Here is a 22,303-nt window from a genome sequence, read left to right on the forward strand (position 1 = left end):
TCCTAATCTGGGCGGCTATCGATTACGCTTTGCCAACTTCCAAAACTTCTGCAAGTCGAACTGGCGATTCAAAACCAGCCAAATTGAGTAATACGTTTCCGTCGCCTTTCCCTAGCAATACACTATTTACATTGGCGTAAGTAGAAACAGGGAACTCTTGCGATGCGCCCTCTACCAATCCCGATGCTTTCACATTGTATTTACCAGCAGGCATTGGATTTCCGCTTTCATCTTTTCCGTCCCAAAGCACTCGAGTGTCACCAGCGGGTTTCGCACCTACCTCAAAAGTACGAACCAATTGGCCAGCTTCGTTTTCCACACGAACAAACAAGTTGTCGATAGGTTGCGTTAGCTTAACCATTGCCGCCATCGTGGCGTTATCTTGCTTCACACCCGCCGCGCCAGGAACCAATACGTCACGCCCTACCAAAGAAGAAGCTTGCAACGCTTGGTTTGATGTCATTGATGAGTTCAAACTCTCAAACTGAGAATTCATCTTGCCAATGCCATCAACGGTCGCAAATGATGCCATTTGGGCAATCATTTGGTCGTTACTTACCGGCTTAAAAGGGTCCTGTTGAGACAATTGCTTAGTGAGCAAAGATAGGAAGTCTTCCTGTTTTAGGTCCTGCTTACCTGTGCTCTCTTCAGTTTTCTTGTTCTCTTGTAAACTTTTAAGCTGGTCGAGATAGGACAAGCCGCTTTGACCAACGTTATTAATTCCGGCCATACGCTACCCCCTTATCCTTATTGACCCATCTGCAGCGTACGCAGCAGCATTTGTTTACTTGAATCGGCCACTTGCACATTGGTTTGGTATGCACGAGAAGCTGAAATCATGTTTGCCATTTCTTCCATCACATTAACGTTAGGCTTATAAATGTAACCCTCTTCGTTCGCGAGTGGGTGATCTGGGTTGTACTCCGCACTTAGCGGTTTATCGCTTTCCACAATACCTAACACTTTCACTGGCACCGTATCACCGCCACGCATGGCGTTACTTAACTCAGCACCAAAGACAGCATGGCGCGCTTTGTACGTATCTTTCGCAGAGCTACTAACACTATCCGCATTCGCCAAGTTGCTTGAGGTCGTATTCAGACGAACAGACTCAGCGCTCATTGCAGAACCAGTTACATTAAAAACGTTAAATAAGCTCATCTAAATTATTGTCCCTTGATTGCCTTGGTTAAGTTCTTGAATTTGCCACCTAAAAAGTCGAGTGATGCTTGGTGTCTAATTTGGTTCTGCATAAACAAATTACGCTCTAAATCCAAATCAACGGTGTTGCCATCACCCGTATCAGGTTGTGTTGGAAGGCGATATAACTTATCCCCAGTCAACGTTGCAGTGGCAGGAATATGCCGACCATCCGTACGGCTAAGACCAATGCTTGCCCCAGATGTTGCCGCCTGTAATTCCTTAGCAAAGTCTAAACCTCTTGATTTATAACCCGGAGTGTTCGCTTGTGCGATGTTGGTGGAAATCACCTCCGCATTACGCTCACGTACACCCACTGTGTGTTGATGGATGCCCAGTGCATTGTCAAAAGATATAGCCATTTGCGCCTCTACATTAAGAACTGACCGTCACTAATAATTAAATAGCAAGTAGCGTGCCAAAAACTAAAGTTAAAGTTAAAGCTAAAACAAAACTCCTGCTGCTGGTTCATTACTTCAACTCGCTTTACTTTTAAGTCGTTACTTAGCAATTAAAAAGCCAAGCAAGTAAAAAGCCAAGCGAGTTATAAGCCAGGCTGATTAATAGAATGTCATATCAAATCGAGTAATCAGCTCGATCCTTTCAAAATATACACCCTATTGTTTGAATTGGGTAAAAACGTGTTGAATGATGGGACAAGGAAATTAAGAAGCGAAGCAATAAAAAGGAAAGAGACAGAAAAGAGAAAGCCTGACGCAAGGTCAGGCTTTGTGAGCAAAATGGGTAATCCGCTATTTGGAGGCAGTTATTTTAATTTATAAATAATGCCTGGATTGCAGCGCACCATTTCAAATCGGTCCGTCAATCCTGTCAGTGATTCTGATGCCCCAAGTAGTAAGTAACCACCTGGGTTGAGGCTGTTTGCCATTTGGTTAAGCACTTTTGACTTCATCTCTGGTGAGAAGTAAATCAGTACATTACGGCAAAATATAATGTCGAACTTGCCCAACAGAGCATAACTGTCCATTAGGTTTTGCGGGCGGAAGTTCACCAATCGTTTCACATTGTCTTTCACTTTCATGCGGCCATCGCCAGCATCTTCAAAGAACGTACGGCGACGCTCAGGCGAAAGACCGCGTCCTAATGCGAGGTTGTCGTATACCCCCGCACGACACATATCTAACATGCTTGCAGAAATATCCGTTGCCGTGATCGACACGCTTGGCAATAACCCTGGCTTACGTTGCTGCGTTTCCAGAATCGTCATTGCCATCGAATATGGCTCCTGCCCCGAAGAGCTAGCGGCAGACCAAATTTTAATTGGACGCTTACTTGCCGCCACTTCAGGTAAAAGTTTGTCAGCTAAAACCGTGAACGGATAAGCATCTCGGAACCACAGTGTTTCGTTCGTCGTCATGGCATCCACCGCAGCAATGCGTAACTCTCGATTGCGTCCGATGACAACATCGCGCAGTAAGTCGGATAAAGAACCTAAATTGAACTTTGATACTAACGGGCTCAGACGACTGCGTACAAGGTATTGCTTGCTGTCGCCAAGCACGATGCCACACTGTGATTCTAGAAAACGACTAAAGTCACGATACTCTTGATCACTGATTGTAATAGCAGTCATTAATGTCTCTTTTATTGTGTTAATGCAGATTTAACCGCGTTACCCAATTCATCTGGGTTAAATTTTGCAATGAAGCTGTTAGCTCCTACGCGTTCAACCATTGCTTGGTTGAAAACACCACTCAATGAGGAGTGGAGAATAACATAAAGATCTTTCAACTCCGCATTTCTGCGAATTTCGGCCGTTAAGGTATATCCATCCATTTCAGGCATCTCTATGTCAGAAATGACCAATGAAATTTGGTCGTAAATACTGCCTTGTTGAGCCATTTCAAGCAGCTTATTGTACGCTTCTTTCCCGTCTTTCACAGAGACAACTTCAAAACCAATAGAAGTAATAGCACGTTCAACTTGCTTACGAGCAACGGTGGAGTCATCCGCAATTAAAATACGTCTTACGATTGGCTTCGCTTGTTCTGCTACTGCGATCTCTTCGCCAATGCTCGAATCCATGGTTTCGTCGACAGGGGCAATTTCAGCTAAGATTTTTTCTACATCGAGAATCTCAACCAATTCATTGTCGATATTCGTCACTGCCGTCAGGTAATGAGCTTTGCCTGCACCATCTGGTGGTGGCAAAATTGCTTCCCAATGCATATTAATAATGCGCTCTACCGAAGACACTAAAAATGCTTGAATAGTGCGGTTGAACTCCGCAATCACAACAAAACACTTGTCAATGTCTGTCGTTGGGCGACCGCCGATAGCCAAGCTCAAGTCAATAACAGATACGGTATGGCCACGAATATGAGCAACACCTTTCACCAATCGATGAAGATTTGGCATCATTGTCAACTTAGGGCACTGCAACACTTCTTTTACTTTGAATACGTTGATACCGTAGCGCTGTCGTCCCATCAGCCGAAAAGTCAATAGCTCCAATCGGTTCTGACCGACGAGTTGCGTACGCTGATTCACCGAATCAAGAATCCCCGTCATATGCTCAACTCCATCTCAAACTTTTTGTTTTTAAATGATACTCTACCACTGGCAGGCATAATACCAAGGAAACAGTATGGCGCACCATAATATAATGTCGACACCATTAACCATGACAATATGTAGAGCGGTCTTTATAAAGTACGCTAAGTCTATCGGCATTATGCTCAGTATGTTTAGCTTTTTTGTTCATTCAGCAACGGAAAACCAACTTGATCAAATTAGAACCGCGGCAGAACAGCACATTCTTAGCACGCTAGAGCAACCAGCGGGAGGAGAATTATCAGCCAATGCGGCAAATATTGATCCACGTATCAAAGCCACCGATTGCCCCGAACCACTTGAAACTTCAGCATCATCAACCAGTAGCACACGAAGTAACATTAATGTTCTCGTTGAGTGTGTTGCCGACAATTGGAAAGTGTATGTCCCTGTCAGGATCTCAGCATCCGTACCCATGATCGTTTCTACTCGCCAACTTGGTCGAGGCGAGATCATCAGTGCCTCCGATGTCACTACCTCCATGATAGAACTGCAGCGTTTTCGTAAAGACGGCTTCACCAACTACGAACAAGTCGTGGGCTCAAAACTTAAGCGCAACGTACGCTTGGGTGATGTGGTCGAACGTAATGACGTCTGTGTCGTGTGCCGCAATGAAAAAGTGACGATAAAAGCCATAAAATCAGGCATGACGATCACAACACAAGGCACAGCCCTTCAAGATGGATCATCCGGTGATCAAGTAAGAGTGAAAAATGATAAGTCTCAACGTATAATAGAGGGGATTGTGACTGGTATTGCGGAAATTACCGTGACATTCTAAATGCTTTAATTCGAATGGCTCAGCTTCTCTCATCAAAGTGTAAAAACCGATAAAAATGCAAAAAAACACTAAAGTTCTTTTGCTCACCGTCGATAATCTGGATACCACTAGTACGATTCAAGTATAAGGTTGAAATATGGCAGGTATAGACAACATACGCTCAGGACAAATGATGACGACGACCAGTCGTGCGCCTGCGCGTAACGATTCTTCGGCATCTAGCGCGACAGAATCAAAAAGAGCGCCAGCTCAACAAGATGCAGTATCACTAAGCCAACAAGGTAAAGCCGTCAGTAAACTCCAACAGGATATGGCAGCGTCACCAGCGTATGACACCGCTAAGGTGGCAGCAATAAAAGAAGCCATTGCGAACGGTTCTTACAAAGTTGATCCAGAGAAACTGGCTGACAACATCATCAAGTTTGAAAACGAACTGCACAACAACAACTAACTGACTTAGGCTCAAGGTAAGTATTTATGGCAGCATTAGTCGATCTGGTGAACTTTCAATTAGAAAATGCTAAGGCACTTTCTGATGTTTTGCGCAAAGAAACACAAGCGATCACCGCACGTGTCTCTACTGAGATCGAAAAGCTGGCTAAAGAAAAAATGACGCTCATTGATCAACTGCGAACCACTGATCAGCGAATCGCCTCTCACCCGCATGTCAATCAACTTACCGAAGATGAAAACCTAAGTCAGGTTGTCGCAAAGATTCAATCGATCGTTTTGGATTGCCAAAAAGTCAATCAATCAAATGGTGAATCGCTTAATCGCGCGCAATTGAGCTTCAATAAACTCAACAACATGCTTCAACACACGCATGGTAAAATCGGCATGACGTACAACGCCGGTGGAAAAACACACACCATCTCTACGTTAGGCACCAACATCAAAGCGTAATGCTTTCCGTTAATCCCACGATTTAACTATCAGTCTATCAAAACCTATCGAAACTACCTTTCAGCCAGTAAACGCTAATCTCTAGCCAATAACCTATAACCAAAAAGCCAAAAGCATCGAACATACACAAAATGCACCGAGCACAAACAAAAAGTACCGCGCATAAAAAAGCGACAGATTGTTGCCAACCCGCCGCTCAAATAGATTATCTGTTTGTGAAGTAGTAGAACAAAAGAGTACTAGAACAAAGTCTGCTGACGCTTCTCAGGCACTTGTTGCACTTCTCCATAGTCTCGAAGTTTATCCATTTTACGAATATCTAAACGCAGTTCTGTAACATAACTGTCTTCGACTAAGTAACTGCGCACCACTTCCGCACCACGAATCACACCATCCACGGCACCAGTCGTACTTTCTTCACCCAAACGTTGATCGGCGAGTTCCGCACGACCACTGACTCGCATACCATACACCTGCTCAGCAAGTTCTCGGTAAGCATCGATCTTTGATGCACGCATTGCGCGAACACGTTTTTCTTCAACAGTACGACCCGTTTGTTCGCTGACGCTTGCGTAGCCCACCGCCACTAAAATTTCATCTTGTCGCATCTGTTGAAGTGGCTGACAACCCACTAGCACCAATGTCGCTACTATAAATAATAACTTTTTCATGTTGTTTTCCTACGGGCGGAGAATCACGGTATACGGTTGACGGATCGTTGGATCAGAGCGGATAAGTACGCCATCTTGAGTACGAATACTGTTGAGCGTATCTAAATCACGGCCAATACGATCGGCAGGCAGAAAACCTTGCGCCGTAGCAACGACGATACGACTTTGCATACCGACGACGCGAGCATTCACCAATACCCCGCCCTCTTGGCGCAGCATAGTACCTGTCAGAACGTATTGAATTTGCTGTTCGTGAGCAAGATCTTGCCAATCTCGACTTAAGGCAAAGTCGCCTTGTTGGGTTACTTGGATTGAACCCGTCGTTTTAAAATCAACCACCTTAAAACCACGGCGTTGAAACTGATGAATAAAACCTTCAGAAACCGAATTACCTAACCAGTTGGTGGCATCCATATTTTGCAGATCAACAAAAGAAGTGATCGCAATCGGCGTGCGCGATGAAACAGCAACATTCGATACCATCAACTCTTCGGTCATGCTTTCAATAAAGAAGTCCATCGTATGGCGTGGACTGTCCATCAGCATAAATTGGCTGCCGGAATACGGTTCTTTACCATTATAAATCGGTGAGTACGCACACGATGTTAATAGCGTCATCATCGATGCGGCAACAAGCCATCTTTTCATGGTTTGATTCTCCAGATAATCTTAGGTGTGACTGTTATTTCATTGCATCTCTACTGAAGAAACGTAATCTTGGAACAGTCTTTGCTTTTCTTCTTGTAATCAAACAGACAACAAGCCACCAAACTTCATTGAAATTGGTAAAGCAATATCTATACCCAAACGGTCATAAACCATGAAAAAATTATTTTTAAGCACCATTTCAATTGCTTTGATACTTCTTATGCCCTTTCGTGCGGCTGCTTCTTGGTATGAAGTGACTGGCGTTGCCACCATTGTATCCTCAGATGAGGCGGCAAGATTACACGCTTTAGAAGATGCACTATTTAAAGCGGTTAACTTTTCAGGTGCGGATATTGGCAGTATCAGTAACTTAATGCCCTTACTTGAAGAGAACCGCAAAGAATACTTATTTACCAACCATGAAGTCCGCTACATTCTTGTCGAGTCAGAGCGAAAACGCAGCGGCAAAATGGAGTTAAGGATTCGTGTGGACATTTACCCATCGGCAACGGGTTGCCACGTAAATCAGTACAAGAAAACGGTTCTCGTTGGAAACATCGATGTCATTTCGCCTCAGCAGGCCGTGATGGGACAAATCTATCGTGTAGGAGATGATTTCAGTAAAGTCATCAATCGTCAGTTAGACCAAACATCGCGAAGCTTTGTATCCGTCGGTACCACCGATTACTCGATCAATAGTCGCCATCCAGAACGCACTACTATGATCGCAAAAGATAATGGTGCCCAGTACATTATTGGCGGTGAAATCACCGACCTAACGGCAACCATTGATGCAAAATTACTGAAAGACGATGTGATCAATCGCCAATTTGCTTTGGAAATGAAAGTCTACGATGGTAAGACCGGACACGAGGTTTACCACAAAAATTACCGCGAAGTTGCACGCTGGCCATTTGCAAAAACCAGTCAAGTTGATACTAGCAGTGCTCGCTTTTGGGCGTCCACCTATGGTGAAATGATGCTTCGAGTGAGCCGTAACATTATGTTGGACTTAGAATCTGAACTTTCTTGCAAAATCACACTTCCTGAGGTGATTGCAGTATTTGGCAACACGGTGACTATCGATCTTGGCCGCATGCATGGCGTAAAAGACGGTGATAAGCTACAACTTTGGCACACTGCATCGTTTATCGACCAAAATGGACTACCACGCAATAAAGTCTCTCAAAGTGAGATTACAATGACGGTTTCACGCGTCTATGAACACGAAGCGGAGCTTACTATTGATCAATCAAACCTCGCATCAAGTGTTCAAATTGGCGATGTGTTGAATAAGATTATTGAGTAAAACTCATCGCTCGTTGTTTTGGGCCTGTTTCTTATCGGTTAATGGTCTAGTGACTTAAGTTTTATTAACCTCGGTTTTTAGCAGCTCTGTTTTTTTTACTGCGATGATGTTGTTTACTGCGATGTTGCTTACTGCGATGTTTTTAATAACATTGCTTTTTAATAAGATAGATTTTTAATATCATAGGCATTAAACTTCTCGCCCCCATGGCACAGCTGGATAGCGCAGTCCCCTCCTAAGGGACAGGTCGTAGGTTCGAATCCTGCTGGGGGCGCCACTCACATATTAGCAAAATTAATATTTTTCTATCTCTAAATAGTCTCACGGGCGTACCACTGAACCCTGTACCTTGACGCCACTTGGGTATATAACTTGAAGACCCCTTTTCTTTGTAAGTGAAAGGGCTTTGTAAGTGCGGTTTTCTTTAGAAGTACGGTTTTCTCTGCAAGTGAGCTTTTTCACTTTCACACCTCAAAAAGAATTCGCGCCCACACTGTTTACAGTTTTATGTTTTATTACTTTAATTATCTATGAGTTTTGCTTACCCTTTCAGCTATTAATAGAAGTATTAGTTAGCACTATGTCTAAAAGCAATTTAATTACAAATACAGGTCACCGTTTTATATCTAAAGGCAAGACTGCCTATAAGATTCATATTCACACACCTGAAGATACCGTCTTGCATCGTTCCGTCGGTTTTGTGCGTATTGGTGAAAAAAAAGGACTCAAGAAAGCCATTAAACTGCGCAATGAATTAGGCAGCGAAATGTGGGGGAAATTTTGGCGTCGGCTATTAAAAGATCCATACTTAATGACTCGCCTACCGCACAGCGTTGAACCAAAGATCGTCCATAAGCCCAATCCTACGCTCGAAAACCCAAACAACCGTGACACGTGTTATATCGCGAAATGGCGTGAGTTTAATGAAGCTGGTGAATACAAATACAAAACGGTTGTTCGTTCCATCAACAAATACGGAAAATTAGCGGCATACATGCAGACGAAGAAAGCGCTGCTTGATGCACATAAAGACAACTTAGAAATATTAACCTTTATGGGACGCCTGAGCAGCATAGACCTAAAGTAATTCCATAATCTTACCTACCTACAACCACCTACCTCTCTTAAACTGATAGGTAGGTGAGTTGGTAAGGCTATCTGCAATAAAAAGCCCCAAAGTGCGAACACTTTGGGGCGAGAGTATGTTTGTTTATTATTCGCTAATAAATACGTTTATTGCGATAACCATATTCTTACTGTTGAACTTGGTAATCAAACTCAGGTACTACGATTTCAACACGACGGTTTTGCTCACGACCTTCACGAGTATCGTTAGAAGCGATTGGGTTGTTTTCACCCTCACCACGAGCGTGGATACGTGAAGCATCAATGCCTTTCGCTACTAGAGCATGTGCCACTGACTCAGCACGCTTCTCAGATACTTTTTGGTTGTAAGCCGCTGAACCAGACGTATCTGTGTAACCAATCACATCAACATTTGCTTGTGGGTATTCATTTAGGAATGCAACAAGATCGTTCAACTTATCAGCGCTGTTTGCGCTAAGCTCTGTACTGTTTAAAGCAAAGCTATCAGTGCCAACAGTTTGAGTTTCGAAAGTTTTAGTTACAACAACTGGTGCAACAACCACTTCTTCAACGACTTCTGCTACTACTGGCTCTTCTTCAACGACAACTTCATCGTTACCGCCGAACTTGAATGATACGCCTAGTGTTGCTGTGTTGCCCGCTGCTTTAACCACATCGTTGTTGATGTCTGTGATTGTTTGGTATTCCGCACGAGCTGTTACGTTATGGCTAACGTTAAATTCTACACCTGCTGCGCCTAAGTAAGAGTAATCATTTTTACCCTCAGTCATTAGGTAGGCACCACCAACTTTACCATACAGTGCGATATCTTCAGTAATTGGTAGGCTGAATTTTGGTGCAAGTGTAATCGCTTCAACATGGCCACCAAAACCAGTTTGGTCGAAATCACCTAAGTTTTCGAAACCAGTTTCTACAGAGAAGTAGTCATTCATTTCGTAACCAACAAAAGCGCCTAGCGTAGAGCCATCTTTGTCACATGCATGACCAGCAACACAAGCGTCGTCCATCCATGATTTACCCATTTTACCACCTACGTACACTTCTGCGTGTGCTGCAGATGCCATAAGTAGTGTCGCTGAAATTACCGCTGCTAGTTTTTTCATTATTGATTCCTCTAAAAGAAGTTCTTTTTGTTCGTTAACGAAATGCGTCGCCTAACTGACGTTGTATTTCTATTTTTATTCAGTTCCTTTGAGTTTGATACCGAAGTAACTTCTGTTGATATTCATAAAAGTCACTTGGGTATGTCTCACTGACGGCGAGCACTATAACTCCAGGAAATCCCAAGACAAATCCCATTTCTGTCAATTTAATGTCATCGAAAAGCTTACTTTTATGTGATCTGGAACACGCTAACCCTAGCAATTACAAGCAAGCAAACGTTTGCCTAAAAGATCGAAATAGATTACGTAAAGCAAATTTATTTCTCATTAATGAGACGATAATAATGGAACTTTTAGAATTATTTTTTATTTCAGAGAGATAGCATGAATATAAATAACGTGGAGATATTTGGTTGGATTATGTATTAATTAGAAAAACTAATTCAATTTTGTTTAATGTTAGTTAAACAGGCATAAAAAAACCGCGGAAGTTGCCGCGGTTTTTCATAATAGATGGGTAATTATGCGTTTGCTTCACGCTCAGCAATGAATGCAAGTGCCATCTTAATACGAGCGATACAACGCTCTTGACCAACAAGCTGCATTACTGCATCAACCGATGGAGATTGACCACCACCTGTTACCGCTACACGTAGTGGCATACCGATTTTACCCATACCAATTTCAAGCTCAGCGCATACGTCTGCAATCATTTGGTGTAGGTTTTCTGTTGTCCACTCAGTGATAGCTTCAACTTTCGCTAGTGCTGCTTCTAGAGGCTCTTTTGCAACACCACGTAGGTGTTTCTTCGCTGCACCCGCTTCAAACTCAGAGAAATCTTCGTAGAAGTAACGGATTTGCTCAGCAAGTTCTACTAGTGTGTTACAACGCTCACCCACAAGCTTGATCACTTCTGTGATAGCAGGACCATTAGCCACATCCAGTTTTTGCTCATCTAGGTGCCATTGCAGATGTTCTGCAACGTACGCTGGGTCAGAGTTTTTAATGTAGTGGTTGTTCAACCATAGTAGTTTATCAGTGTTAAATGCAGACGCAGATTTAGAGATTGCATTTAGGCTGAAGAATTCAATCATCTCTTCTTGAGAGAAGATCTCTTGGTCACCATGAGACCAACCAAGACGCACTAGGTAGTTATTCAATGCCGCTGGTAGGTAACCCATATCACGGTATTGCATAACTGATACCGCACCATGACGCTTAGACAATTTTGCACCATCATCACCTAGGATCATTGCACAGTGAGCAAATGTTGGTACTGGTGCACCAAGCGCTTCATAGATGTTGATCTGACGAGGTGTATTGTTAATATGGTCTTCACCACGAATAACGTGAGTAATACCCATATCCCAGTCATCAACTACTACACAGAAGTTGTACGTTGGTGAGCCATCAGTACGACGGATAATCAGATCGTCCATTTGAGTATTGCTGATTTCAATACGACCACGGATTTGATCATCAAATATAACACTGCCGTCTTTTGGATTGCGGAAACGAATTACGCATGGATCACCATCTTTCGCTGAATCATTTGCCGCTTTGATCTTTGGATGGTTAGCATCGTAACGAGCCATCTCTTTGTTTGCTTCTTGCTCAGCACGTACTTCATCTAGTAATTCTTTAGATGCGTAACATTTGTAGGCTTTGTCTTCAGCAAGTAGCTTATCAACCATCTCGTTGTAACGGTCAAAACGTTGAGTTTGGAAGTAAGGACCTTCGTTCCACTCAAGACCTAGCCATTCCATACCCTCAATGATCGCGTCAACCGCTTCTTGAGAGTTACGCTCTAAATCCGTGTCTTCAATACGTAGTACGAATTCACCGCCATTGTTTTTAGCGAATAGCCAAGAGTATAGTGCTGTGCGAGCACCACCAACGTGAAGGTAGCCAGTTGGGCTAGGAGCAAAACGAGTTTTAACCGTCATTTGAGTTCCTTAGGATTATGATCAACAAGCCTGCGCTCATTGTTATGTCAAGGATAAAAGTGGTGACATTTTACCACCGTAAGTCAATTCTACAATCATTCAGTGCCGATTGGCGGTAGAAATACCAATAAGTCTGAGCCTTTGTTTCTCTCCCAGATAACAATCATAGGTTTGCAGCGATGGATGAACCTTAACCAAACAGCATTGCACTCCCAACATGGCACTTGACCTTCCCCTTGAGGTAAGGTTTATGCTCTTCTCATTCGTATTAATGAGGACAAATTATGTATCAGTTCGTTGTACCTATGTCGGGGCTCAACTGCATGGGTTGTGCGAGAAAAGTGGAGAGCGCTTTACATGCCAATCACAATGTGGAGATCATCAATTTGTCCCCAACAATGGTTGAGCTAAAAACCGACGCATCGCTTTCTGCCATTGTTGAATCCATTGAATCGTTAGGTTATCACGCAGGACATCAATACCAAATGCACCTCTGTGGATTGAGTTGCAGTGGCTGTGTGAAAAAGCTGTCTTCTCTATTAGAAGAAAATCAAAATGTCATTAGCTTTGAGGCATCCACCACACAGCTCAACATCTCGACGCTATTATCAGAACAACAAGTTATCGCTCTTGTCGCAACACTGGGTTACACCGCTAGCCTTGTTCCGATAGAAGAAAAAACAGAAGCCTTATTAGAACCTGCAACAGAAATCAAAGAAAACCACACAGAGCCTTCCCATCAAGCACCTTCCAGTGTTCAACTGCAAATGCTGATTCAAGGCATGACGTGTGCGAGTTGCGTCTCTTCGGTAGAAAAAGCACTTACTAACGTAGAAGGCATTGAAAAAGCGCAAGTGAATCTTGCAGAGCAAAGCGCACTCGTCTTTGCCGTTGAAGATTCAGATGCGCTTCAACAAGCGATTATGGATGCTGTAAAACAAGCAGGTTACCAAGCAGAGATCCTACAAGACGCTGCAACTCAGCAGGAGAAGCAAGCGGCTCAGCAACTTGCACAACAAAAACGCTTTAAGCTTGATGCCATTGCAGGCTTGGTGGTAGGTGCACCACTGATGTTATGGGGGCTATTCGGCGGTAATATGATGATTCGTAATACCAATGATCAACTTACATGGGGCGTCATTGGGGTGCTATGTCTATTGCTACTCGCGACAGCAGGTAAACACTTTTTTACTAACGCATGGTTAGCAGCCACTCACAAACGCGCCACTATGGACACGCTCGTGGCTTTAGGTACGGGTGCGGCATGGTTTTACTCTATGCTAGTCGTCGTTTTTCCTGAATGGTTTCCGGTTGCATCACGCCATGTGTATTTTGAAGCCAGTGCAATGATCATCGGCTTAATTTCTCTTGGTCACTATATAGAAGCCAAAGCCAAAGCAAACACAACACGATCATTGCAAGCACTGATAAACCTGCAACCTCAGCAAGCGACTGTAATTACACAACAAGGCGATCAACAAATCGCGGTTGAGCAAATCACGCTAGGCATGAAACTTCGCATAAAACCGGGGGAAAAAGTGCCCGTTGATGGTGTAGTGATTCAGGGTGAATCGTACATTGATGAGTCGATGCTCACCGGTGAACCAGTACCAGTATTAAAAGCACAAGATGCGCAAGTGTCTGCTGGTACATTAAATACCGATGGTGGATTAGTCATTGAAGCAACGGGCATCGGCGCGAACACCATGCTAGCTCGCATCATTCGCATGGTTCGTACAGCACAAAGCAGTAAGCCAGCCATTGCCAAACTAGCAGACCAGATTTCAGCGGTGTTTGTTCCTGTCGTAGTCGGCATTGCGATTCTTGCCGCTTTGGTTTGGTTCGCTGTAGGTCCAGAGCCTAAAGCCAGCTACATGCTTGTGGTCACTACCACCGTGCTGATTATAGCCTGCCCTTGTGCGCTAGGCTTGGCAACACCGCTGTCAGTCACCGTTGGTGTCGGTAAAGCAGCAGAACTAGGCATTTTGATTAAAGACGCCGATGCACTGCAACTGGCGAGCAAAATCGACACCGTCGTATTCGATAAAACGGGGACGCTGACTCAAGGTAAACCGAGTGTGCAGCAATTGTTTACTCACGCCACCAGCCAAGAGCACTTACTAGCTCTGGCATACGCAGCAGAACGTCAATCGGAGCATCCATTAGCAAAAGCCGTGTGTGATTACGCGAAAAAGAACAATACTGAAAATGTTGAGTTAAGCACATTCGAGAACATTCGTGGCCGTGGCATCACTGCTCATTATCAAGCACAGCCGCTATTCATTGGTTCGTTGCAATTTATGCAGGCACAACAGGTGGATACCAGCCCAATGGCGCAAGCAATTGAAGATTGTGCTAATAACGCCTGGACACCAGTAGCTGTAGCGCTTAACAATGAACTGATTGGTTTAATTGCCATCGCTGATCCAATTAAATCTGATGCCAAACAAGCGGTGTCTGCATTAAAATCGCAGGGCATAAAAACCGTCATGCTCACAGGTGACAACCAACACGTTGCCAATGCGATCGGCAAAGAGCTCGGTATTGATGACGTCATCGCTCAAGTGATGCCCGATGAAAAAGCGCAACACATCAAATTACTGCAGTCTCAAGGCCGGACGGTTGCAATGATCGGTGATGGGATCAATGATGCTCCAGCCCTTGCGCTGGCTGATCTTGGTGTCGCAATGGGAAGCGGCAGTGATGTCGCTATTGAAAGTTCACAAATGACCATTCTCAATACGTCACCTATGGCTGTAGTTCATGCGATTGAGCTCTCTCGCGCTACACTTAAGAACATGAAACAAAACTTGTTTGGCGCCTTTGTTTATAACTCGTTGGGTATTCCTATCGCCGCAGGCGTGCTTTACCCAACGTTTGGATTTTTGCTCAGTCCTGTCGTTGCTGGCGCAGCAATGGCACTGTCTTCAATCACAGTCGTCAGTAATGCAAACCGACTACGACTGTTTACCATTAAGTAAGCGACACTTCTTCTCGAGGATACTATGAAGTTGAAACTATTAACCTTTACAATGCTTGCTGCCACATCAGCGAACGTCTTAGCCGCTGATGTCATCAACCACAAATCGCCATACTGTGGCTGTTGTGGCGAATGGACAAAACACATGGAAGAGAACGGCTTTAGTGTAGAGGAAAAGCTGCATGATGATATGAATACGATCAAACGCGATTTAGGCATCAAGAACGAACAGCTTTATTCTTGCCACACCGCAGAGATCGATGGCTATGTATTTGAAGGTCATATTCCTGCCGACGATATTAAAGCGTTTTTGGAAAACCCACCTAAAAATGCAAAAGGTCTAGCTGTACCAGGTATGCCAATGGGATCTCCTGGCATGGAATATGGTGATAAAAAAGACAGTTACGCTGTATACGCCTACAACGAAAAAGGTCAAGTATACGAATATCGCTACCACAAAGGGAACGACCAGTAATTCACATCCCCAAGTAACCTCAAGTTGTTTGGGTATAGTAAGATCACGATTATTGTGAAAGTTTCTTACAGCAAGGTGTGGTTGTGTGACTGACTCTCCTGATTTATTGCGCATAACACCATAAAATGGATATGCACCCCGTGCAATAAAAAGGAAAATTTATGAAAGCACTTATTTATGACACGCTTGTTAGCCTTGCTAATCAGGAACCAGAACAACATGCCAAGATTCGACAAAATTTATATGATCAACTGAATTTGCCTTTTGACAAACAGTTGGCGTTATTTGCTTGTGCTCTTGGTCCTGCGGGTTCTGGAAAGCTAGACAGCAACGAAGTGATCAATAACGCGGTAGACAGAGCCATTCAGTTGCTTGAAACACCAATGCGTTAACGCGCCTCTTTTAGATTATGGCTCGCAACTCCCCTTAGCGGGCCATTTTCCCTAACGTGGTTATTCTAATTAAATCCGTGCCTATCCACTAAAACCCCAAGCCACTGAACAACCAAGCGCTCGGGCGCTCCTTTCTTCATTTCACAAAATGAAAAAAGCGACCTCTATCGTATCAAGGTCGCTCGTAAAGCTAATAGCATTTGCTCAGCTTATAATGTGTTCATTAACTATGAACAACTAGGACTCATTAGAAGCCGTAAGACGCACCAAATACGAACGCGTTGTTAGTGAAGTCAGTGCCATTACCTTGGTTGCGGTACTCGAAGTAAGGTTGAACACCGCTGCGTGTCCACGTTGCACGTAGCTCGTGGTCCATCGAGTTGTCAGCGTTGTCTGTACGTACGTAAACGTTGTTGTAGCTTAATGCTAGCTCTTCATTCACTGCGTAACCAATACGGTTATCAAAACGTAATTGATCATTACCATCTTTTACGTCGTGGTAACGAGTTCGGTTGCTGATAGCAATACCGTTATCGAAGTTGTAGCCAATTTTAACCAGCGGACGGTATTGCACAGTCTCGCCATTGTTTAGTAAGTGGTGGTAACCAACAGCAACCCATAGGTTGTCATTAAAAGAGTAGCTCTGCTCGATACCTAATGTGATGTATGGTGAATTGCCAAGGCCTGAGTCTTGAATTGCTTTATTGTCGTACTTACCAAGAGAAATACCGTCAAACTCAGTTAGAATCGTGGTGCCTGTATCGAAAGTGTGGCCAGCTTCCAAAGTAGATGTCGCATTAGGTTGTAGATCAGAGTGGAACTGAACGTTACCTGTTACGTAAGAAGAACCAGCGAAAGCGCTAGAAGCGAAAACAAGAGAAAGTGCACTTAGTGCGAAAACGTTTTTCATAATTACTGCCTTTATTTGTTCACGTTATGCGGTTGTATAATGGGGTATCACTTCCCTACCACCGCAAACTTTGGGATGTGCCTCCCTGACGCCGGCAATACTGCTAGAATTAATTCGCATTGGAAAATAAATCATTTGGAACAGTGATCCATTTCAAATTCATATTTTTCTATTCAAAATAAACCCTTTACATACAGACACTTGCGAATTTATCTAAAAATACATCAAAAATAAAAACGTGATAAAGATCGAGATAGGTTGTTTGTTTTTACGTCAAATCAGAACCAAGTTCACAATAAATTTCAGGTTCTAAATGGCTAACTTATTTATTGATGAAAAATAACAAGACATTGGTCACACTTATTTTCTGATTAAAAATAAATAAAGCCCTCAACATAAGTTGAGGGCTTTGCGTAAGAAACAATGATTTTAGTGAGTGATGAGCAGAATTACTTCACGCTAGTCACGCGACTTGCTTTCTCACCCGTAGCAGATACAGAGCGGATAAACACTTCACCTTTCACATTTGGACGAGCATTGTCTGCGTAAGTTAGCCAGTTCTTGCCGTCTAGGGAGTATTGAAGCTTCACACCTGGGAACTGAACGTTCATTGCAAGCTTGCCATTTTCAATTTTCGCACCTGGTACAGGTAGGCGGTAATCGATACCAGATTTCTCCAGCTTAGCCAGTTCACGTTGGCCAAGTACGTTCGCAAAGCGGTTGTAGTCTTGCTTTAGCGCAGCTTTGTCCACTAGGTTAGAATTTTGCGAGTACTCAACACCTACTTTGTAGTCGTTTTCCCAATCAGCACGGTGCCATGCACGCTCAGCGGCTGCTAGTACGCGAGGGAATACCATGTACTCGTATTGCTCGTCATTACGTACTGTCTCAGACCAAAGCTGTGCTGATAGACCGTAGAAAGGTTTCGCTTCGATTTCACCTTTGCCCGTAAAGCCGTTGCCATCACGGTCTAAAGACGTTTCTGCGTTCTGTGGCATGTTCTCTGGTGCAAAACCAAACATCTTACGAGTATCAGTTGCACGTGTTGCCCAGTAGTAACCACGTTCTTTCGGGTCCACTTCGTATGGCATGTCCATGTACACGTAGTCTGGGTTAGAAACGATCACGTCGTAACCTTTCTTAGACCACTCGTACACTGATGAAGTACCGCCCCAGTAAAGAACGTCCCAAAAGTTTACGCGCGTGTTTTCTGTCGCAAACGCTTTCTCTCCTTCACTGTACTTAAGACCATCTTGCCAAGCTTGGAAGTTAGGGATACCTTTTTCAGCAACAATCTTAGACACTTGTTCAGCAAAGTGGCTTGGTAGGTGACCAAAGTCACTTACTGTACCGTCTGTAATTAGCGTCTGACATTGTGGAGACTGTGCAAATGGCTTGTCTTGTTTAGACAGGTCAATCGTACCTTTCCAGCTTACTTTATCTTCTGCGTTAGCATCTTGGAAGCCCGCACCTAGCTTGATGTTCTTCGCTTCATCACCACCAAAGTGCCACGTCGTTAACGGCGCACCCGCTTCTTGGTGCATTGCTGCTACTTCTGAAATCACTTTATCAACAAAGCGAGTTGAAGATTCCATACATGGGTTAATAAAGCTTTGCTTGTTGTAGAACTGAACCGTCGTTACATTCGATGTATCTTGAGGATCCATCAGGCGGTATTCGTTCGCTTCTGCTTCTTTACCCTCTTCCATGAGACGGTCGTAACGTGCTTCCATTGATACTACTGCTGCACGAGCGTGCGCTGGCATATCGATTTCTGGAATCACTTCGATGTTACGTGCTTTCGCATATTTTAGGATGTCCACGTAGTCTGCTTTGCTGAAGTAGCCAGAGCCAAAGTTATCTGTCGTTGAACCAGAGCCTAGCTGAGGCAGTAAACAGCTTTTCTCTTCCAAATCGAAACAACGGTTAGCACCCACTTCAGTCAGCTCAGGCAGACCCGGGATTTCCAAACGCCAACCTTCATCATCCGTTAGGTGAAGGTGCAGTTTGTTCATCTTATACGCCGCCATTTGGTCGAGCGTTGCAAGAATTGCGTCTTTAGAGTGGAAGTTACGAGCGACATCCACCATCACACCACGGTAATCAAAGCGAGGTGCATCTTGAATCGACAGTAGTGGTAGAGAATCAGCATTTTGGCTATCTATCAGGCCAAAGATAGATTGTACTGCGTAAAACGCACCAGCTTGGTCAAACGCCTTAATCACAATACCATTGCCGTTGATGCTCATATCGTAAGCACCAGATTTTGCTAATTCACCGGTGAAGTCTGCAGGAACTAGCGTGATGCTAACAGGAACATCACCACGAACATCCACACCTACCACTTCTGCACGATCTTGAATTGCTGCATATTGAGCCGCATCGAATGCGTCTTTAGGCAGCGCAATACCACCTGCGATGTCTACTGTACCTTGGCCCGCTTTCACATGCATTGGCGTTGGTAGTAACGTCGTAGATACATCTTGTTTTGCTAGATCTTCGTTCTTCTCAAAACGAGAGACAGCATTTGCCATGATGTTGTTGTCATCCGGAGTACGTTTTAGGTTGTTACCGTCAAGACCAGTCACGAAAGATGCCACATCTTCTGTGTTCAGTGACGCAATCATCTTAGGTTCAGCGTTTGGTGCTGCAACAAATGCACCCGGCATGAAGTCAGTTTCAAATAACTGCCAGTATTCAGCAACAAGAGGAAGAACCACTTCTTCACCTGCCGCAAAGCCATCAAACTTGTCTGTTGGTTCTAGCTTATGTAGATCGCCAGTTACACGAGAGATTTTAAATTGATCGTTATCAACATCCAGAATCAGACGAATGCTGTGGAAGTAGATCGCCCAATCTTTAGAGTCAACCGCTTCACCTTGGTTCACTAGCGTCATGTTTACTTTATTGCAAGACGCCCACTCTGCACCCATGTCTTGACATGCAAGACCTTCGTTAGCGCCGTGGTTGGTTAGTACTTCATATTGAATATCAAGGTTGTCAGCCAGAGAGTTTACAACTTGTTGCTCAGAGCTCTGTAGTGAAGAACAGCCTGCCAATGTAGCAATAACAGAAGCAGCAATCAGACTATGTTTCAACATCTTACTTTCCCCAAAAAGTCAGTGGTTCAAAACGACATTTATCAAAAATTATGTGCACCTAAATACGAGGTGCTTAACAGTTGCATTCAACATACAAGCAGTTATTTCTAAGCGTAAAATTAATAAAATTAAGAAGTGATCCAGATCAAACTTGGCTAATGACACAAAAACATAAAACAAATAAATTCAACAGCTTAATAAAAACGTCAAAAACGAATATATTTTTTTGACGAGTTTGTTGCGAGATACATCACAAATTCCTTTGTTATAGCATGGGTTTTATAAGATTTTGATCACGAACTGCCACTTAGCGTTTCATTTACAATAAACTCAATTAGCGAACTTTTGTGAATTAACTCTCATTTCCTTATCGTCAAAACTCGTCAATATTTTTAGAAATGACGTTTTTGCCGAAGCATGATATAGATAAGATGCATATTGAATTCGAGGAGCAAAATATGTTTCGACTCTTGTCAGTTATCTCATCTCTCTTTGTATTTTTGTCATCTCATGGCGCTCATGCAGAACCTCAGCATTGGTTAGCAAAAAAAGGGGGGATTGAATACATGATCATTGGGTCGGTTCATGTGGGCGATAGCAGCATGTACCCACTGCCAAAAGCCGTAACGCAGTTTCTTGATAACAGTGATGGCTTGATTATCGAAGCGAATATCCATGATGCAAAAAATGTCATTTATCCAGCACCGACCATTTATGCGAAAGATGTGCTAAGTAAAAAAGAACGAATACATTTAGCGGCAATTGCAACCGAGCTCGGTTTTCAAGAAAAACAATTGCTTGATGCACCACCCTGGGCTTCCGCCCTCACCATTCAAATGTCACTGATGAATCAGCTTGGCTATAAGCCAGATCAAGGGGTCGATATGCACCTCATAGGCCTTGCGGAAACCAAACATATCGACGTTATTCCTTTAGAATCATTGCAATTTCAAATCGACCTCTTAACCGGCCAACCAGATGGTGGGAAAGAGTTACTACTGGCGTCGATTGATGAATTCGACGGTGGTGAAAAACTTGTCCAATGTTTAATAGATAGTTGGAAAAGCGGAGATGGTCAGTCCCTTAAACAAGTTGCTATGAATGAGGAGTCGAGTGACACGTTTAACGAAGAATTTCTGTATGCACGTAACCGCGATTGGGCAGAAAAGTTAACCACAGGATCTGTACTGCCTCAAAAAATGGGACGCTATACGATTGTAGTCGGGAGTTTACACTTACTAGGGAAAGACAATTTGATCGAACTGCTCGAAAAGCAAGGTTTTAACATCGAGCCGTTAGGAAAAACTCACAAAGTTCATTGTGATATATAATAGTCATTGAGTCATAGTATGGTCGTGAACTAGAGGTTCGGCGCGCTTTGGCTTTCAGAGGACTAAGCTTTCATCGGACTGGCACACCAGACCCCGACTCTCTGGTCCCAAACAAATATCACCAAATATGAAAAAGGCTCTACATTTCTGTAGAGCCTTTTTCTCAATATGTGTCGGTAAAGAGCCATATTCTAACTTCAGGTGAACCCCATTTGGTTCGATACTATCAAAGTCATTTGCTACCGCTGAAACGACGAAAGCCTGCTCATTGAGCAGGCTTTCTAAAAGTGGTCGGTGAAGAGGGATTCGAACCCCCGACCCTCTGGTCCCAAACCAGATGCGCTACCAAGCTGCGCTATTCACCGAGATGTTTAACTGAGGACTTACCCCCGTCAACGGATGCGTATATTACGGATTATCCGGAGAGACGCAAGTGCTTTTTACAAAAAAAATTAACCCACTGGTGCGTTTGATTAATTACTAAACACTAGCACGTAAAATGTGACTAAGAACTCACAATAAAACACAGTTTATTAACCTTGGCAACATTATTGATCCAGATCAGTGTATAAAAAATCACCAGCAATTACCTTGAGTCTTGTCGGAACAATCTTGGAGGAAACACATGGACTTTTGGCTCGATCTCCTATTTGGTAATGCGGTTGGACTGTCATCAATGGTAGTCATCTTTGGGGCATTTAGTCTGATGTTGTTTTACGGCGGTTTCTTCATATACAAGGTTATGAACGACAAATCTCCTCACTAGATCTCGCTTAGCTCTAGATACGCTTTGCACCGGAGTGGGTCACTTGCCTACTCCGGTTTTTTATTGATCCAATCACACTCGTCCTTGATATAATTACCTCTACTTA

General features: G+C 43.6%; 21 protein-coding genes and 2 tRNA genes. 11 read left to right on the plus strand and 12 right to left on the minus strand.

Features of this window, described 5'->3' with window-relative positions; genetic code table 11:
- Nucleotides 1-22: 22 nt before the first annotated feature.
- The 5 genes from flgD to KHN78_RS03520 form a co-directional block, all read right to left on the minus strand.
- Nucleotides 23-730, minus strand: a complete 708-nt coding sequence (gene flgD / locus KHN78_RS03500) for a flagellar hook assembly protein FlgD (protein ID WP_128811400.1) — start codon at nt 728-730, stop codon at nt 23-25.
- Nucleotides 731-747: 17 nt separating this feature from the next.
- Nucleotides 748-1,161: a flagellar basal body rod protein FlgC gene (gene flgC, locus KHN78_RS03505; protein ID WP_128811401.1), complete on the minus strand. Its 414-nt coding sequence runs from the start codon at nt 1,159-1,161 to the stop codon at nt 748-750.
- 5 nt (nt 1,162-1,166) lie between these two features.
- Complete coding sequence (gene flgB, locus KHN78_RS03510; protein WP_128811402.1) at nt 1,167-1,562, minus strand: flagellar basal body rod protein FlgB; 396 nt, start codon at nt 1,560-1,562, stop codon at nt 1,167-1,169.
- 404 nt (nt 1,563-1,966) lie between these two features.
- Complete coding sequence (locus KHN78_RS03515; RefSeq protein WP_211919831.1) at nt 1,967-2,794, minus strand: protein-glutamate O-methyltransferase; 828 nt, start codon at nt 2,792-2,794, stop codon at nt 1,967-1,969.
- Nucleotides 2,795-2,805: 11 nt separating this feature from the next.
- Nucleotides 2,806-3,732 (minus strand): chemotaxis protein CheV, encoded by a 927-nt coding sequence (locus KHN78_RS03520; RefSeq protein WP_128811404.1) that lies wholly within the window; start codon nt 3,730-3,732, stop codon nt 2,806-2,808.
- Between the two features lie 76 nt (nt 3,733-3,808).
- On the opposite strand from KHN78_RS03520, the gene flgA reads away from it, so the two are divergent.
- The 3 genes from flgA (at nt 3,809) to KHN78_RS03535 (ending at nt 5,458) form a co-directional block, all read left to right on the plus strand.
- Nucleotides 3,809-4,555 (plus strand): flagellar basal body P-ring formation chaperone FlgA, encoded by a 747-nt coding sequence (gene flgA, locus KHN78_RS03525; protein ID WP_128811405.1) that lies wholly within the window; start codon nt 3,809-3,811, stop codon nt 4,553-4,555.
- A 136-nt stretch (nt 4,556-4,691) separates the two neighbouring features.
- Nucleotides 4,692-5,006: a flagellar biosynthesis anti-sigma factor FlgM gene (flgM, locus tag KHN78_RS03530; protein WP_211919832.1), complete on the plus strand. Its 315-nt coding sequence runs from the start codon at nt 4,692-4,694 to the stop codon at nt 5,004-5,006.
- Between the two features lie 26 nt (nt 5,007-5,032).
- Nucleotides 5,033-5,458: a flagella synthesis protein FlgN gene (locus KHN78_RS03535; RefSeq protein ID WP_211919833.1), complete on the plus strand. Its 426-nt coding sequence runs from the start codon at nt 5,033-5,035 to the stop codon at nt 5,456-5,458.
- A gap of 239 nt (nt 5,459-5,697) precedes the next feature.
- Here KHN78_RS03535 and flgP read toward each other — a convergent pair whose 3' ends face one another.
- Nucleotides 5,698-6,129, minus strand: coding sequence for a flagellar assembly lipoprotein FlgP (flgP, locus tag KHN78_RS03540; RefSeq protein ID WP_128811408.1), 432 nt, complete (start codon nt 6,127-6,129; stop codon nt 5,698-5,700).
- Between the two features lie 9 nt (nt 6,130-6,138).
- Nucleotides 6,139-6,777, minus strand: coding sequence for a FlgO family outer membrane protein (locus KHN78_RS03545; protein ID WP_211919834.1), 639 nt, complete (start codon nt 6,775-6,777; stop codon nt 6,139-6,141).
- A 172-nt stretch (nt 6,778-6,949) separates the two neighbouring features.
- Here KHN78_RS03545 and KHN78_RS03550 point away from each other — a divergent pair, with 172 nt between their 5' ends.
- The 3 genes from KHN78_RS03550 to KHN78_RS03560 all read left to right on the plus strand — a co-directional run bounded on the left by KHN78_RS03550 (nt 6,950) and on the right by KHN78_RS03560 (nt 9,173).
- The gene (locus KHN78_RS03550; protein ID WP_211919835.1) at nt 6,950-8,086 is read left to right on the plus strand and encodes a flagellar assembly protein FlgT; all 1,137 of its coding nucleotides are present in this window, start codon (nt 6,950-6,952) and stop codon (nt 8,084-8,086) included.
- 200 nt (nt 8,087-8,286) lie between these two features.
- A tRNA-Arg gene (locus KHN78_RS03555) sits at nt 8,287-8,363 on the plus strand.
- 303 nt (nt 8,364-8,666) lie between these two features.
- Nucleotides 8,667-9,173 carry a Fe3+-citrate ABC transporter substrate-binding protein gene (locus tag KHN78_RS03560; RefSeq protein ID WP_211919836.1) on the plus strand — a complete coding sequence of 169 codons (507 nt, stop codon included), beginning with the start codon at nt 8,667-8,669 and terminating at the stop codon, nt 9,171-9,173.
- Between the two features lie 166 nt (nt 9,174-9,339).
- Here KHN78_RS03560 and KHN78_RS03565 read toward each other — a convergent pair whose 3' ends face one another.
- A complete protein-coding gene (locus tag KHN78_RS03565) occupies nt 9,340-10,296 on the minus strand; it encodes an OmpA family protein (protein ID WP_211919837.1) in 957 nt (318 codons plus the stop codon).
- 521 nt (nt 10,297-10,817) lie between these two features.
- Nucleotides 10,818-12,242: a glutamate--tRNA ligase gene (gene gltX, locus KHN78_RS03570; RefSeq protein WP_211919838.1), complete on the minus strand. Its 1,425-nt coding sequence runs from the start codon at nt 12,240-12,242 to the stop codon at nt 10,818-10,820.
- Between the two features lie 284 nt (nt 12,243-12,526).
- On the opposite strand from gltX, the gene KHN78_RS03575 reads away from it, so the two are divergent.
- The 3 genes from KHN78_RS03575 to KHN78_RS03585 all read left to right on the plus strand — a co-directional run bounded on the left by KHN78_RS03575 (nt 12,527) and on the right by KHN78_RS03585 (nt 16,089).
- Nucleotides 12,527-15,223, plus strand: a complete 2,697-nt coding sequence (locus tag KHN78_RS03575) for a heavy metal translocating P-type ATPase (RefSeq protein WP_211919839.1) — start codon at nt 12,527-12,529, stop codon at nt 15,221-15,223.
- A gap of 24 nt (nt 15,224-15,247) precedes the next feature.
- Entirely contained in the window at nt 15,248-15,697 is a 450-nt protein-coding gene (locus tag KHN78_RS03580; RefSeq protein WP_211919840.1) for a DUF411 domain-containing protein, read from the plus strand.
- 161 nt (nt 15,698-15,858) lie between these two features.
- Nucleotides 15,859-16,089, plus strand: coding sequence for a PAS factor family protein (locus KHN78_RS03585; protein WP_128811414.1), 231 nt, complete (start codon nt 15,859-15,861; stop codon nt 16,087-16,089).
- Between the two features lie 247 nt (nt 16,090-16,336).
- Here the strand turns inward: KHN78_RS03585 and KHN78_RS03590 are convergent, their stop codons facing one another.
- Both KHN78_RS03590 and KHN78_RS03595 read right to left on the minus strand, forming a co-directional pair.
- On the minus strand, nt 16,337-16,999 hold the full coding sequence (locus KHN78_RS03590) for an oligogalacturonate-specific porin KdgM family protein (RefSeq protein WP_211919841.1): 663 nt from the start codon (nt 16,997-16,999) through the stop codon (nt 16,337-16,339).
- A gap of 449 nt (nt 17,000-17,448) precedes the next feature.
- The gene (locus KHN78_RS03595) at nt 17,449-20,100 is read right to left on the minus strand and encodes a beta-N-acetylhexosaminidase (RefSeq protein ID WP_211919842.1); all 2,652 of its coding nucleotides are present in this window, start codon (nt 20,098-20,100) and stop codon (nt 17,449-17,451) included.
- A gap of 458 nt (nt 20,101-20,558) precedes the next feature.
- Here KHN78_RS03595 and KHN78_RS03600 point away from each other — a divergent pair, with 458 nt between their 5' ends.
- Nucleotides 20,559-21,431 carry a TraB/GumN family protein gene (locus tag KHN78_RS03600; RefSeq protein ID WP_211919843.1) on the plus strand — a complete coding sequence of 291 codons (873 nt, stop codon included), beginning with the start codon at nt 20,559-20,561 and terminating at the stop codon, nt 21,429-21,431.
- A gap of 288 nt (nt 21,432-21,719) precedes the next feature.
- On the opposite strand, the gene KHN78_RS03605 is transcribed toward KHN78_RS03600, so the two are convergent.
- Nucleotides 21,720-21,796, minus strand: a tRNA-Pro gene (locus tag KHN78_RS03605).
- A gap of 260 nt (nt 21,797-22,056) precedes the next feature.
- Here KHN78_RS03605 and KHN78_RS03610 point away from each other — a divergent pair.
- Nucleotides 22,057-22,197, plus strand: coding sequence for a DUF3149 domain-containing protein (locus KHN78_RS03610; RefSeq protein WP_128811417.1), 141 nt, complete (start codon nt 22,057-22,059; stop codon nt 22,195-22,197).
- Nucleotides 22,198-22,303: the final 106 nt, after the last annotated feature.

It is taken from the genome of Vibrio sp. B1REV9 (genome assembly GCF_905175395.2).
Classification (GTDB): Bacteria; Pseudomonadota; Gammaproteobacteria; order Enterobacterales; family Vibrionaceae; genus Vibrio; species Vibrio alfacsensis.